Source organism: Bradyrhizobium sp. USDA 3650, from assembly GCF_054057395.1.
Genome location: NZ_JBSRZG010000001.1, coordinates 1445177 through 1461544, shown reverse-complemented (window position 1 = coordinate 1461544; position 16368 = coordinate 1445177). Strand labels below are relative to the sequence as shown.

At 65.3% G+C, this 16368-nt stretch carries 1 protein-coding gene; it reads left to right on the top strand.

Annotated elements, in window-relative coordinates:
• Nucleotides 1-37: 37 nt before the first annotated feature.
• Nucleotides 38-16360 (top strand): leukotoxin LktA family filamentous adhesin, encoded by a 16323-nt coding sequence (locus ACVIN2_RS07085; RefSeq protein WP_456765044.1) that lies wholly within the window; start codon nucleotides 38-40, stop codon nucleotides 16358-16360.
• The last annotated feature ends 8 nt before the right edge of the window (nucleotides 16361-16368 follow it).

Below are 16368 nucleotides of genomic sequence, written 5' to 3'. Positions count from 1 at the left end.
TGTGGATCGGCCCCAGTGCCGATGAAGAGGATCTGAAATGCGCCGACCATCTGCAAGGCGAGACAATGACGAGCTGACGCTGCGGGGGCTCGCGCGTTTCCGTTCGATGTCACTGCTCTGCGCGATGCAGATGGTCTTCCTGCCGGTGTTCAGCGTCCGCCTGCAGGCGCAGCCGGCGAACGTGATCACGCCGGACGGCCGCACCGGAACCAGCCTGCAGACGTCCGGCAGCGTCACCAACGTCACGACGTCGACCGTCTCCGGCACCAGTGCCTTCAACTCGTTCTCGCAGTTCAGCGTCGGGCAGGGCAACACGGTCAATTTGCAACTGCCGACCGGCACGCAAAATCTCGTCAACATCGTTCGCGACGCACCGGTCTACGTCAACGGCACACTGAACTCCTACATGAATGGCGCGATCGGCGGTAACGTCTATTTCGCCGACCCCAAGGGCTTCGTGGTCGGCCGCAGCGGCACGGTCAATGTCGGCAGCCTCAACGTCTCGACGCCGACGCGCGAGTTCACCGACAGCCTGATCGGCGCGCAGGGGCAGATCAACGGTTCGGCCGTCGCCAATCTGATGGCGGGCTCGTTCCCGGTCTCGCCGGACGGCAACATCCGGATCTACGGCCGGGTCAATGCCATCGATGGCGTGCGCCTGACCGGGCAGAACGTCCTTGTCGGTGGTGCCAGCCAGCGCGACATTGCCAATCTCGATCATGCCGCGAAGTTCGCGGCCTCGGTCAATTCCAAAGGGCTGCGGAGCGCCGCCGCGATTTCCGTGCGCAACGGCTCGATCCACATCGGCGCCGTCAACAACGCAAGCGTCAACGGACGGCTAACCGCGCGCAGCAAGACCACGACGCCGAGCAACATCACGGTCGTGGCCGGCAACCAAGCCGAACTCGGCAAGAATGCGCGCTTGAGCACCGCGAGCAGAACCGCGGATGCCGGCGGCGTCCTCGTCAAGGCCGGCAACGACGTGACCGTGAGGAGCGGCGCGAAGATCAATGCCAGCTCGAAGACCGGCAATGCGGGCCTGGTCGAGCTGAGCGGAAACGGCATCATCGACGTGGGCAGCGGCGTTACCATCAACCTTGCCGCACCGAGCGGCCGGGCCGGCACGCTGCTGATCGACCCGACCGATGTGGTGATCGGCGACGCCAGCCAGGGCGACGTCGGCGTAACCCTCAACAACACGTCCGTCGCCAACGCCATCGCGGCGCTCAGCGCTGGTGGCACCTATCTGGTTCAGGCCGACAATTCGGTCACGCTGGCCGCGCATGCGGTGATCGATGCCCGCAACCTCGACGCCACCAAGACTCATTCCGTCGGCAACGCGATCAATGTCGAGATCGACGCGCCCACCATCAGCATCGTCAACGGAGCACAGATCCTCGCCCTGGCGATCAATACTGGTGGAACGACCTACAGCAGCGGTAGCGTCACGCTTGCAGCCACGGCGAGCCAGATTCTGATGTCCGGCCACGCCCATGCGACCACGGGCATTACCGTTGACGGCACGATCACCGGCGGCGCGATCTCGATCAGCGCGAGCTCCACGGCGGTCGCGAGCTTCACGAGTTCGCTCGCTTCGACGTTCGCGCTGATCGGCGAGTCGGTCCCCGGCATGATCCTGGGCCTCAACGGAGGCTATGTCGCGGCGAGCTCAACCGCGGCCGTGAACATCAACGGCCATGCCAATATTTCCGGCAGCGGCAACGTCTCGATCAGCGCTTACGGGTCGGAGAGGGCCGAGGATCCCGTTATCGCCGCGTCGCTCTTCGGCGTATCGCCGGTCGGCGCGGCGGTCGTGGTCGGGAACATCGCCGGCAACGTCACCACCAATGTCGCAAGCAACGCGACGATCAGCGCGGGCGGTACCCTCGACATCAAGGCCACCAACGATGCCACGATGAACGTCACTGCCGTATCGCTGACCTCGAGCGCGATTCTCGTGGCGACGGTGGCCTATTCGACGGCGTCGGTGACGACCACGGCAAACGTCGCGACCGGCGCCCACCTGAGCGTCGGCACGGCGATCGGATCGACCGGTGGATTCGCGGTGCGCGCGCTGAATAACAACAGCTTCTCGACGTCTGCGACCTCCGTGGGACTGGATAATCCGGCCTTGAACGGCGGCGTCGGCGGTGCCGTCGCGATCAGCAACGTCAACACCGCGGCGACCGCGACCCTCGGCTCGTCGCTGGGGTCCAGCACCTCGAACCGGATGACCGGCTCGGTGACGGTCGAGGCGACCTCGAACACCACATCGAATTCGACGATGTCCTCGACCATTACCGGCACGCCGGCGCTGATCGCCGGTCTGCAAGGGGCATTGGTCGTGGGCACGATGGATCCAGGCCTGTTCTCGCAGCAGTTCAGCACGCTGTTCACCGCGGATCTGAACCTGAAGGCGGCGGCGGCCTTGACGATCGCGCGCAGCACGGAGAGCGCGACGGCGGCGATTGCGCAAAACCCCAGCGGCGGCGCGCCGTCGATCTACACGTCGGGCAACGTCGCCGTCATCAGCAACGTGATCGACGTGGGCGTGCGCAGCATTGCGACGGCCTCGGCGATCAGCTCGAGCCCGGTCGATGGTCAGTCGACGGCCGTCGCCGCCGCGGTCGCATGGGGCGATTTCACGCACAATTCGAACGCCTATATCGGCGGCGGGACCCTGATCAATGCGCCGGAGATCGGCGTCTCGGCAAACACCTATATGCCGATTACCAACACCTGGTTGCAATGGGCCTCGCTGACCGACGTGCTGAGGCATCTCAACGGAAATCTCGGCGTCGGCGGCAGCATCCTGACCAGCTACGCCAATGCGACTGCTGACGCAGGCGACACCGTCGGCATCTCGGGGTCGCTGAACAATTTCATGGTTCACAACAACACCACGGCATGGGTTGCGACCGGCGCCAGCCTGACGTCGACCTGCGCCGTTGCGAGTTGCGGCAGCGGCGCGTGGACGGCCGCGCTGGACAGCGGGGCGACGCAGGCCTTCGACGCGACGCTCGCCATCGCGGCGACGGCCTATTCGGCCTCGATCGACGCCGCCGGCAATGTCGGCACGCTCGGCTTCCTTCCCGGCAACACCTCGGGCGGCTCGTCGCTGGGCGGCGCGCTCAATCTGGTCCAGTTCTGGAACAACACGATCGCCGGCGTGGCGTCCGGCGCTTCGCTCGGCGCGACCGACAACGTCTCCGTCACTGCATCGACGACCGACCAGTTCTTTGGCGTCGCGCCGACGTCCGGCAAGGCGGCCGGCGCCCTGGCGCTGAACGGCATCACGTCGATTGCGCTCGTGAACAACACGACCCATGCCTCGATAGGCATCGGCGCGACGGTGTCGGCTCCGACCGTGAATGTGCTCGCCCAGCAGGATCTGTCGATGCTGTCGGTTGCCGGCGCGGTGTCCGCCGGCGGTAACTCTGCCGTCGGCCTCGCCGTCGCCTATCTCGGCGCGACCACCGACACCGCCGCCTATGTCGGTGACAATCACAGCGACATCCGCCCGGGCCCGTTCAGTTCGGACGATCCGTTCTCGGGAACTGGCAGCGGTAACGGGTCGGTCACGGCCGACCATCTGGCGATTTCCGCGACGACCGCGGGCCGGATCACCGCAGCGTCGATTGCGGCTGCGATCTCGGAACCGTCGGTTTCGGACTTCGGCACCAAGGCCGGTGCCGTCGGCGCAGCCGCGACCGGCGGAGCGGGCGGGATTTCAACCGCGCTGGCCAAGGTTGGGTCGTCGTCAGGCGCCTCCAGCAGCGGCTTCACGATTGATCTTGCCGGCAGCTCCTCCATCAGCGATGTGAGCCTTGGCACGACCGCCTCGATCACCGGCGTCACGATCAACCGCTACTCGCCGAGCCCAACGGCCACCTTGTTGGTCCAGGCGCTCAACGACACCATCCTCAACAACGGCTCGGGCGGCGCCGCCGCCAATCTGGGAGGCAGCGCCGGCTCGACGAGCGTGGCCGTCGACGGCACCATCGCCGCGGCGATCTCGAACAATGTGACCAAAGCCTTCATCTCCAACTCCACGGTCAACAACCAGCAGTCCGTGACCGTGCAGGCCTTGAACGGCGGATCGGAAACGGTCGTGGCGATCGGCCTGGCCGCGTCAACGCGGTCCAACGCCGCCTCGATCGCGCTGTCCGTCGGCATCATCACCGACAGTGCGCAGGCCTACATCGAAAATTCGACGATCGCCGGCGGGAGCACAGGCGTCCTGCGGGCTCTCGAGGTCGATGCTTACCAGACCAGCAACATCGCGGTCGGCGGCGGTTCGCTCTATATTTCCGGCGGACAGGGCGGCTTCGGCGTCGCCATGACGTATGCTTCGATCGGCGATCCCTCCGGCGGCAACGCGACTGACGCGCACATCAAGTCCACCTCGATCAGCAATTACGACTCGCTTTTGGTGCTCGCCGACAATGCCAGCATCATCGCGGCCGGTGCCGCGTCGGCCGGGGCAGGGTCGAACGGCCTGTCGGGTTCGATCGTCGTCGACGAAATCACGTCCACGACAACGGCCTATATCAGCAGCAACTCGACGGTGAACATCAATGTCGGCCGTGTGACGGTGCTGGCGGACAGCGGCGCTGTGTCGGACCTCGATACGGCGCTCGGCAATCTCGTCAAGAAGTCGAACAACAATCATTTGGCATCGGACACCTGCACGGCCGCCGCCGGCGGTGGCACGCAGAACTGCATCGATTTTAGCGCGGCGGCGCTCAACGGCGGCGCGGCCAACGGTCCGGGCGCCGGCATCATCTCCGTTGCGGGCATTATCCAGGCCGGCAAGAACAATGTCGGCGCCTCGATGGTGTACGATACCATCGCGACGACGCATTCGGCCTATATCGCCAACGTGCGGATGTCGACGATCGGCAGCGTCAGTGTGAATGCGGTCGACACCACGAAGATCCAGTCGGTCACGATTGGCTTCGGCCTGGCGACCGGCCAGTTTGCCGGCGTCGGCGGCATGACGATCAGCTCGATCGCCAATAGTGTTTCGGCGGCAATCGGCAATAACCAGTCCGACACGACACAATCGACCGTGACGGCCTCCAATATCTCCGTCACCGCGACCGACAATTCGAGCATCACCGGAGCCGCCGCCGTCGCTGGCGCCTCGACGCAAGGCAGCGCAGCGGGCTTGGCCCTTGTCTACAGCAGCATCGCCAACAATGTCAGTGCCGGCGTCACCGGCTCCAAGCTGACCGCCTCCGGCAATGTCGCCGTCAACGCGAACTCGAATGCCGATATCTCGACGGTTGCCGTCGGTATTGCGATTTCCTCGCAGATCGGCCTTGCCGGTTCGGTCGCCACCAATCTGATGGGAACCAACGTCACCGCCAGCATTGCCGGCGGGGCCGACGTCACCGCGAACGACAACGTTGCCGTGATTGCCGGCAATAATGACAAAGCGGGTGTTTTTGCCGGCGCCGTGTCCATCAGCAAGGGCGCGGCCGGCGGCGCGGGCTCGATGGTCACGAACAAGATCACCGGCACCACCGCGGCCTATATCAGCGGGACGACGACGAAAGTGGATGCGCTCGGAACCAGCACGAGCGACGTGCTTTCGGTCAACAGCGGCACGCTCGCGCACGCGATCGATCTCGGCGGCTTCAGCGCGCCCACTGACACCACGCCCGATCTGAGCGAGACCCAGGAGAGCGTACGCGGCCTCGCCGTCGTTGCCAGCTCGCACCAGGCCGTCGTCACCAACGTCGCCACCCTGTCTGCGGGCTCGGGCATCTCCATCATGATCAATCCGATCACCAATGTGATGAGCGGATCCACCAAGGCCCATATCGATGGCGCGGCAATCGATACGCGGCTCGCAAGTTCGACGCTGGACCCGCAGATCGACGTGGCCGCCAGCAGCTTCTCCTATTCGGGCGCGTTCGGCGCTGGCGTGGTGCCGCCAACCGGGAGCGGGGGCGGCGGTGCGACCATTCTCAGCACGACGATGTCGCGTGACACCGAGGCGTACATCACCAATGCGACCGTTGGTGGCGTGCAGTCGGCGAGCGCAACGGTGGGCGCCGTCACCGTGAAGGCCAATGCCGAGCAGGACGCGTCATCGATCGCGGTCGGTTTCGGCACCGGCTCGGTCGGGCTGAACGTCTTCGTCGCGACTACCGAGGCCTATGTCGACGGCGGCTCCCTCACGGCGTCCTCGCTCACGGTCAATGCCTACGACGCCACGGGTATCGCGTCGGCGAACGGCTCGGGCGCCTATGGCAGCCAGGCCGCGATCGGCGCGGCGTTCCTGGTTCAGGTCTCGGCGAACCGGACCGAGGCCTATGTCGGCGACGAGTTCCACTACCAGGGCAACGGCGCGGCGCACACGACCGCGGTCAATCTGAGCGGCGCGCTCGACGTCGAGGCAACGACGAAGAACCGCTTCCAGGCCTATTCAATCGGCGGGGCGCTTTCGACCGGCACGGCGGCGATCGCCGGCATGGCCAACATCGAGATCGCCAACAACACCACCATCGCGGGCGTCTACGACACCACGCTGCAATCGCCCACGGGCGGCGCGGCTGGCGCGGTCACGATCAACGCCACCGAAGACGTCGCGATCAAGGAGATCGCAGGCGCGCTTTCGATTGCCGCCAGCGGGTCCGGCGTCGGCGTCGGCGCGGCGGCCAACGTCATCGTCTTCAAGAGCCAGACCATTGCGGAAAGCCGCAACAGCAACCTCAATTCGTCCGGCGCAATCAATGTCGGCGCGCTCAGCACCAAGGAAGTGTTGTCCTATGCGGTCACCGCCGGCATCGGCGGCAGTGTCGGCATCGGTGCGACCGTCGGCGTCATCATCGTCGGCACCAACACCGCTGATCCGGATACGCAGGGCGAGCAGACCGGCCAGCTCAACCAGGGCAACAACGGCACCCTCGCGTCGGTGAACGCCGGCACCAATTCCTCGCACGGCAGCGACGCGGTCGCGAGCGGCACCTCGGGCAATCCGGGCAACGCCAACGCAACCTCGACCTACGACGTCAGCACCGTTCTGACGGGCGGTAATGACGGTGTCACCGCCCAGATCACGGGCGGCAACGTCACCGGCACCCAGGTCAACGTCGCTGCTACCAGCGCCAACGCGACCAAGATGTTCCTGCTCGGCGCCGGCTTTGCCAAGAATGTCGGGATCGGTGCCGGCATCGGCTACACCAGCGTCAACAGCAGCGTGCTCGCCAATCTGAGCGCGATCGTTGCGGCGCCTTCCGTGACGGTCGCCGCCCGGGTCAAGGACGCCGACACCGGCCCTTATTCGGGCAAGACCGTCGACAGCGAGGCGATTGCCGGCGGTGCAGCGCTCTACTTCGGCGCGGATGCTGCCGTGGCGGTCGGCAACGTCGCCAACACCGTGACAGCCCAGCTCGGCGGCTCCGTCACCGGCACGGGCGGCACCGGCGTCGCCGTCATGGCGATGGACAGCTCGACCCAGAGCGTGACCGCGGGCGGCGGCACCGGCGGCCTTGCGGCCATCGGGGTGTCGATCGCCACCACGGGACGATCCAGTTCGGTCGCGGCAAAGGTGCTCTCGAACGCGACGGTGAACAGCTCGACCCTTGCGGTTGGCGCAGGCGAGGCCGGCGCAATGTCGGCGTCCGCGACCGCGGTTGCCGGCGGTATCGTCGCCGGCGACGGCGCAGTTGCGACGGCAAAGGAAAATTCGACTGTTCTGGCCGAGATTGGTTCCAGCGCCTCGATCACCACCTCCGCGGCCGGCGTCGGCACGCTGGTGTCGGCATCGCTCACCCCCAATCTTTCGAGCGAAGCGATCGGCGTCGCGGTCGGCGGCGGCGCCATCGGCGTGTCGGTCGCGGAATCGATGGTGACGGCCACCGTCACGGCCGATGTCGGCGACAACACCACCTTCTCGGGCGGTGCGCTCGCCGTGACCGCGATGGCGCTGGTTCCGACGAGCGGCACGACGACCTACGCCTGGTCGCTCGCGGGCGGCGGTGGCTCGCTGATCGGCGCACAGGGCAGCTACGCCAGGGCGTCCGAGAACGCGACGGTGAGCGCGTATGGCGGCACCGGGATAACGCTCCCCAACGCCGACGTGGTCATCACGGCCCAGAACGACAGCAGCCAATACGCCCAGGCGACCGGCCTTTCGACCGGCTTCCTGGCAGTGGGTGCGACGGTCGCCCAGACGTCGTCGAGCGCGCACACTTACGCTTATCTGGGCGCCCCCGACGATATGGACGAGACCCATCTGAATCACGCCGACTACACCGGCATCCTCCAGATCACGGCGACCGGCAAGGACATCAACGTCTCCAACGCGACGGTCGGCGCGGGTGGCACTTATGCCGGCGCTGCCGCGGTCGCAACGACCAGCTCGACCGCGGTGACCAATGCGCGGTTCGACGGCGGCACGACGGATGACACGCTGTTCTTCGGCGGCCTCAACATCCAGGCCAAGCACACCACCAACTATGCCGCCAGCGGCGATGCGTACCAGGCGTCTACGGCCGGCGTCTCCGGAGGCAGCACGCAGAACGACGTCAACGCGATCACGACCGTCGACATTGGACCTCATCTGATCATCAACTCGGCCGGCGGCGACATGGTCGTCATCGCCAACGACATCGTCAACCAGGCCGGTGGCGGCGCGCGGTCGGGCTCCGGTGGCGTGTTCGCGGGTGCTGCGGCACTGAGCAGCACGCATGTCACCCAGACCGTCACCACCGATATCGGCGCCGGGACGGTGCTGAGCCTCAACGGCGATCCGCGGACATCGGCGGCGGTGATCAACATCGAGGCCTACAACACGCTGAATACCAACGACACGGCGAGCCTGGCCACAGCCGCCTTCTTCGCCGGCGGTGGAGCCGAATCCAACACGACGGCGAACGCCACGCTTGCGGTCAACATCAATGCCCGCGAACTCTTCAGCGCCGGCAAGATCTATATCGGTACGGCCGCCAAGATGGCGGCGGCCAACAACGCCAATGCCAGTCTCTACGGCGCGATCGCCGGCGTCGGCGCCAGCACCAACAGCTGGGTTCATGCCAACCAGGCCGTCACCGTCGGCAACAATGCCAAGGTCGAGGCCTGGGGCCAGATCAACATCTATGCCGGCATGTCGGGCGACACCATCATCTTCAGCAGCGTTCAGGCTACCGCGACGACGGTCGTCTACAACAACACCGCCATTCCGATCTCGACGCTCTACCGCGGCACGGCCAATGCCGATGACACCACGAGCCTGACGCTCGCCAACACCTCGAGCGTGCTCGGCGTCCAGAACATTTCCCTGGGAGCGACCCAGGGTCAGGTTACGGCCTCCGGCAATGGCAGCAACTACAATCCGTATCTGGACATCTTCAGCGCCAAGAACAGCGACAACCATAGCCACACCAGCGGAACCGGCGATGTCGCGCTCAATGGCCTGGTGGTCGCGGGCATCAACAACGATATCACCATTACGATCGACGTTGGTGGAGGCACACCGACTGCGAGCACGACGAGTCCCTACTCGTCACTGCTGTCCGGCGGTTCGTCGACGCCCACCCTCGAATATGTCGCCGACGTCGATCACTTCAACCCGATGATGAGCTGGAACCACCAGGTGGTCCAGTACACCATCGTCGGCGGCTTCAATCCCTATCAGAGCGTCGTCAACCAGCTCGCCGCGCTGACCGGCCTGACCGCGACGCAGATCCGCACACAGCTCGCGGCGGCGACGCCCGCGGCCCCCGCCACGATGTCGCCGTCCGGCACCGATCCGACCGGCGACTTCCAGCGCCAGATCAACGCGCTGATCCAGCAGGCGCCGTATACCTCCGACGCCGCCGGCAACGCCTTCGCGTTCGGCGATATGCTGGTGTCCGCCGGCAACGTCTCGATCCTGGCGCAGAAGCTGACCGGAAACAGCGGCACGAATCCGATTGCGCCGGCGGTCATCGCGCGCAGTTCGCCGATGATCAAGATCGAGAACAGGGGTCTCGACTTCATGGACCTGGCCAACCTCACGGTCACCAATATCACCGGAGGAAACATCACCTACCGCCAGATCGACCATGTCGACCCGGATTCGCACTCCAATGTGACCTTCACCGCCACGCCGAGCGCGACGCCGATCATCGACATCTCGGCCACCTACAACCGCCTGGATCCCTCCAGCGGGCTCGGCGTCGACCAGAACGGCAACCAGCTGACCCGCACGCCCGACATCTATTTCGACGGCGTCGTCAACAACGAGAACGGCCTGCTCAAGATCACCAACAATCTCGGCAGCATCGTCGCCTCGCAGTCGCTCAACGCCGCGACCGTCCAGATGGTGGCGCCCAACGGCTCGTTCGTCTTCCTCGGCGGCATCGGCAGCTTCTACACCTCCAACCACGATGTTCTCTCGCAATGGTCGGGTGTCGAGTTCAAGCCGGGTGACGACGACACGCTGACGGCGGTGATGGCGGCGGCGACCTATCTCGGCGCCTATGGCGACTACGCGAACAGCCCGCACATCGGCGCGGGCGGCGGTCACCCGTATTCCTACTATTGCTGCGTCGACGGCAATAACGGCGTTCAGCAAACGGCGAGCAACAGCACCATCTTCACCGCGCGCATGCTGGATTTGTATTACGACGGCCTGTCGCTCTATTCGGCGATTTTCCTGCCGATGGGCCAGGGCGCGCCCGGCAGTGGTAACCCGAACGCCGGCGGCGTGCCGAACGCTGCTACGCTCGCAATCATGGAGGGGCCGACGGTTCAGACCATCTCCACCGCGCCGTGGGAGCGGAATACCTATACTGGCCAAGGCGTCTACAGCAACTCGACCTACGACTACACCACGACCTCGACAGATGCGCAGGGCAACACCACGACCACCAACCACACGGCCACGTATTACTCGCCATTCAATTGCGCGGGGTGCTCTGCCTACTTCCAGGTCGTCAATATCCAGCCCGACGTGATCACGCCGAAGACTGCGTCTTCGAACTCAGCCGCGAACTCGAGCACGGGGACCAACCCGCCGGCTAACGCGCCCTTCATCTTCGGCAAGGCGATCATCATCTCGGCGGGGGTCATCAACATCAACGGCACCATCCAGAGCGGCACGAGCAGCGATTACTCGGTCGACATCGGCGGCTCCACGTTGACCGCCATCAACGACCTCAAGAGCCGCAATGCGGGCGCGGACTTTGCCCAGGCCCAGGTCAACGCCCGGAACGGCAGCTATTACGACATCACGGCGTCTGCGACGACGGAGGCCGCCGGCGACATCAAGATCGGGGTGAAGTACAACGCTCTCACCGACCAGATCCTCGTAAACGGCGTGGTGCAGGGCTCGGGCGGCTACGTCTATCTGAACGGCAGGATCATCTCGACCTCAACTCAAGATGGTGTCTCCCAAGGCACGATCGCGGTCAAAGGTGGCGCCGGCTCGATCACGGTCAACAACACAACCGGCCTGCAGCTCGTCACCAACACCATCAATACCGGCGTCAGCGCGCCGAGCGTGATCGAGATCGTCGATCAGCTCAAGCAGCAGACGACGTGGTACGTCTACAATCCTTCCGCCGCGGGCGGCCAGCAGGTGTCGACGTATCAAACGAGCGGCGTCAATGCGAGCCAGTACACAGATACGATGCTGACCAGCCTCAGCGGCACGGCAGGCATCCAGTACGCGACCAAGGCAAACATGTTCTACCAGTGGGTCGATACGGCTACGCTGGATCGTCCGACGAGCTCGACGCAGTTCGACTACGGATGGCACTATACGCCCAACTCGGCCACCGGGCAGAACTGGACCCGCACCATCAGCCTGGTTTCGGACGTGCAGCAGGCCCAGGGCGGCGGCGGCAGCACTGGCCCACAGACATCGAACTTCCAGGAAGTCGTCACCGCGACCGGTTCCTATCACACCGGTGGCGGCAACACCCATCCCGAGAAGTGCTGCGGCACGGACAACCAATACAACTGGTACCAGAATATCTATGATCACCTGACCCTGACGCTGACCAATACGGTCAAGGCGTCGAACCCAATCAACATCTCGTTCAGCGGCGGCGGCAACAGCACGGTTCTGGTCACTTCCAACTCCGGCATCGTCGTCAACGGTCCGATCAACAACCTCTCGGGCACGACCACGGTCAGCGCCACCGGGGCAAATTCGGCCATCACCAGCGGCACGAACGCGAACAACCCGATGATATCGGGCCGGAGCGTCATTCTGTCGGCGGATGGCGGCATCGGCACGATCGGTGCGAACGGTGTTCCCGTCCAGGTGCAGGTCTATGGCGGCAGCCTGACGGCCAGTTCGATCGACCACGACATCGCGATCGCGGCCGTCGGCTCGCTTTCGATCAACCAGGTGAAGGTGAACTCGGCAGGCAGCACGCCGCAGGGCAGCGTCTTTATCTCGGCGACCGGCGACATCAACTCGGCCTCGCCCTACGACGTCACCAACCCCGTCGTGATCGGCAAGAACGTCGAGATCAACTCCACCGCCGGCGCGATCGGCGCGACGAGCGCCGTCATCAACGGCGCGAGCACCCTGACCAATATCAATCCGCTGGTGATCCAGGCGACGGGCACGATTCAGGCCGGCGGCACCGTCGACGGCGGGGTTCTCGACAGCGCATCGGCGACCGGCACCTACATCGTGCAGTCCAAGGGCGATCTGCGTCTCGGCACGGTCCAGTCGAGCGGCGGCCCGGTGTTCCTCGAGGCGGCCGGCTCGGACGGCAACCAGGCCAGTATCCTGAACGGAAGGGCGGCGGTTGGTCTCACCCAGGCGCAGAGCCAGCATCTCCAGGACGTCTGGACCAGCCTCGACCTGCTCAGCGGCAACGCCGCGACCAACGCCGTCAACAGCTACCAGTCGATGGTGACGTCGGCCTATAACGACTACTTCCAGCTCAAGAACATCGCCTTCGCGAACGGCAGCACCTACAACCCGACTTCGGTGGGATTGACGGTGCTACGGGCGCAGGTGGCGGCCAAGCTCGGCATCGATCCCGCGAACGTCTCGACGACGGACATGAAGGTCGAGGCCACGACGCGGTTCCTGAGGGACCAGTTCCTGCTCGGCAAGATCACGACCGACGAGCTCAAGACTTCACTGACGACATTGCTCGGCACGGCACCGGCAGATCCGCTGGGGACCGTGTTCGGCAGCTCGTTGTCGTCGACGCTGTTCACGAAGCTGTTCGACGGCGTAACGACAGCCAATCAGCGCCTGCCGAGCAATACGGCGCTGCAAATGGCGCTGAACACTTACAATGCGAACTACGCCTATACGCTCGCATCGACCGAGCGGGTCTACGGCATCATCACCGCGGGCGCGCAGTGGACCCAGAGCCAGCTTGCCTACACCGTCTCGTCGTCGGCCGTCGGCGCGGCACCGCCGCCGATCGACGAGAACGTCGTGGCCAATGTCAGCGCCAACCAGATCATGCTCTACGCGCCGCACGGCTCGGTCGGCAATTCGGCAGCGCCTCAGACGTTCACCTTCACCAGCGTCGATTCCTCGTCGCTGACGCCGGCGCAGAGGGGATTGCTCGCGACGGCCGGTCCGGGTCAGCTCACCGTCGGCGCGGTCACGGATCCGACCACCCACATCGTGACCTATACGGTCGCCCTGTCGCAGCAGAACCTCGTCGTTGTCGACAACCCGATCGCGATCTCGGCCAAGGCGCTGACCAACGTCTACCTCGGCAGCAAGAACAGCCTCACGCTCGGCGGCATCACCGCGAACTACGGCCCGATCGCGGCCGCGCAGGCCAACGGCATCGAGGTGACCGGCCGCGGCGACGTCAAGCTCGACGCCGTGACCAGCATCACTGCCGCCGCCGGCGTGACCGGTACGCCCGTGATCTCCGGCGATATCGGCAATCTGACTCTGATCGCCGAGCACGGCAATGTCGGTGCCCCCGGCGCTGCCGGAAGCAATCCCGCGACCAACGCAAACGCGATCCAGATCGCGTTCGCCGATCCGAGCAACGACCAGCTCGACCAAGTCTCGTCGGCGCAGGGCATTTATGTGAAGCAGACCACCGGCGATCTCATTCTCGGCAACATCGCCGCCGGCAATGCAATCCAGCTCGCGGCGACCGGCAGCATCTACGCCGAGTCCAACTTCACGGATCGTAGCGCGATCCATATTCTCGGCACCGACCTCGATCTGCGCGCCGGCGGCAGCATCGGCTTCAACGGCTCGACCTTCCAGCCGGTGCAGGTGAATATCTCCGGCGCCGTGATCGGCTCGGCGGTCGGCGATTTCAGCATCCTCGCGGTCACCGGCGATCTCGTGGTCGGCACCAGCGGCGCCTATGGGACGCTGACATCCGGCGGCGCACTGACGCTGAACGTTGCGCGCGGCGCGCTCACCATCAATGCTGACCTCGCCAGCGGCGGCTTGATGCAGCTCCTCGCCAACCGTGGCATGACCTTCGCGGCCGGCACCGGCACGGCCCCCGTGACGGCGACCAGCAGCGCCGGCGGGGTGACGCTGGTAGCCGCGACACTGTCGATGGGAGCTTACTCCGCCATCAACGCGGCCGGCGTGATCTCCGTGACCACCACCGGCGACGCGAGCATCGGCCAGCTGAATTCATCGCTGTCCTATGCGGCGGCCTCGAATGCAGCTTCGATCATCGTCACCGCCGGCGGTGTCGCCTCGCTCGGAGCCATCATCGACAATGGCGACGGCCAGACCAAATTCGTCGCGTCCGGCTCCGGGGCCGAAGTTTCGCTGGGCGCATCCAACGGCATCGGCAACGCGACGAGCCGGTTCATCCTCAGCGCCGCGCGGTTGTCGGCAAGCACGAGTGCCGGCGACATCTATCTGAAGTCTCTGACCGACACCGAGGCGAGCCTGCTCTCGGCGGTCAAGGGCAGCGTGGACATCCTCGGCACCGGCGGCCTGACGTTCGACCAGGTGCTGGCAGGTACGGATGCAGGCGCAAGCGGCTCCTTCAGCGCCGTCGCGAGCAATGGCAGCATCGTCATCGGCACCGCCGACAGCAGCGGCTCGCAGACGGTCCATGCCACCCAGAACGTGACGTTCAAGTCGCTCACGTCCACCGGCTACACCGGCGATGCCGGCAGCATCAACGTCAATGCGGACAACGGCTTCATCCTGGCGCAGACGGTGATGTCGGGCGGCGTGACCACGCTCGGCTCGGTCTCCGCCCACGGATCCGCAAGGCTGATCGCGGCGGGCAGCAACACCGGTCATAACCTCACGGCGACGACCGGCACCGCGGTCCTGAGCGGCACCGTGGTCCATTGGGATAATCTCACGGCTGGCGGCACACTCGACGTCACTGCGACCGCCGGGGGGATTACCGTTGGCACCGCCATCAGCGGCGGCACACAGACCTTGCACGCCGTCAACGACATCGTCTTCAGCCAACTCACCACGACAGGCATCCCGGGCGACGCCGGCGACCTCAACGTCAAGTCCGACACCGGCTCGCTCCGTGGCGGATCGATCTCGGCCAGCGGAGATACGCATTTCGATGTGGCCGGATCGGTCTCGCTCGACCGGGTCAGCGGTAATGTGATCAAGCTGACTTCGTCGGGCGACCTGACCATCGATTGGGTCAGCGTGGTCAGGGAACTCGATCTCGCCGCCGATACCATCAACGTCAAGGGCGAGCAGGTCCGCTCGAACCCGTCGGTTCCGCTGATCATGAACATCACCGGCCATAACGGCGGCACCGCGACCTCGGCCAATATCTCGATCGATCCGGACAGCATCATCATCAACCAGTTCAGGGTGGTGGATGCGAACTTCTGGACCGACGCCCACGCGGTCGCGATCCTGAACGGCTATGTGCCGGGTCAGCTGATGCTGACCACGGCAACCCAGCAGGTGCTGCTCAACAACCGTACGCCGGCGCCGTCCAACTGGCCGTCGCTCCAACTCTACCAGCCGGGTGGCGTGTTCACGATGAGCCAGGTCGGGAATGCCAATGTCAGCAACGCGTATGTGGTGTTCTACACCGGCGACGTCTCCGCGACCGTCACCAATTACGGGCCGACCCACACCTGCTGCAACGACTTCACCGGCGCCAGCATGGTCCGCAACATCTCCGTCGACGGCGAGGGCACCGAGAGCATCGAGACCTGGCTCGCGAAGAAGGACGGGGGGACGTTCTACCTGCTCGGTCTCTCCGGCAAGGCGCGGCTCGATGCCCTGCTGACGCCGCTGCCGGTCGAAACCATCGGCGCCGGTCCCGCCGTCAACATCGAGGGGCTGAGCGACATGCGCAAGCTGCGCCGGCAGGGCCAGCGCGTGGGACGCGTCGGCTGGAAGGACGCGGCGATCGAGGCGGCGAAGCCGGCCATCGGCCGTCTCGCACAGGCATGGTAACGGAACCA

Bases quoted from the DNA above. Each gene is read 5' to 3' on its own strand.
- ACVIN2_RS07085 (WP_456765044.1), top strand. From the start codon at position 38: ATGCGCCGACCATCTGCAAGGCGAGACAATGACGAGCTGACGCTGCGG.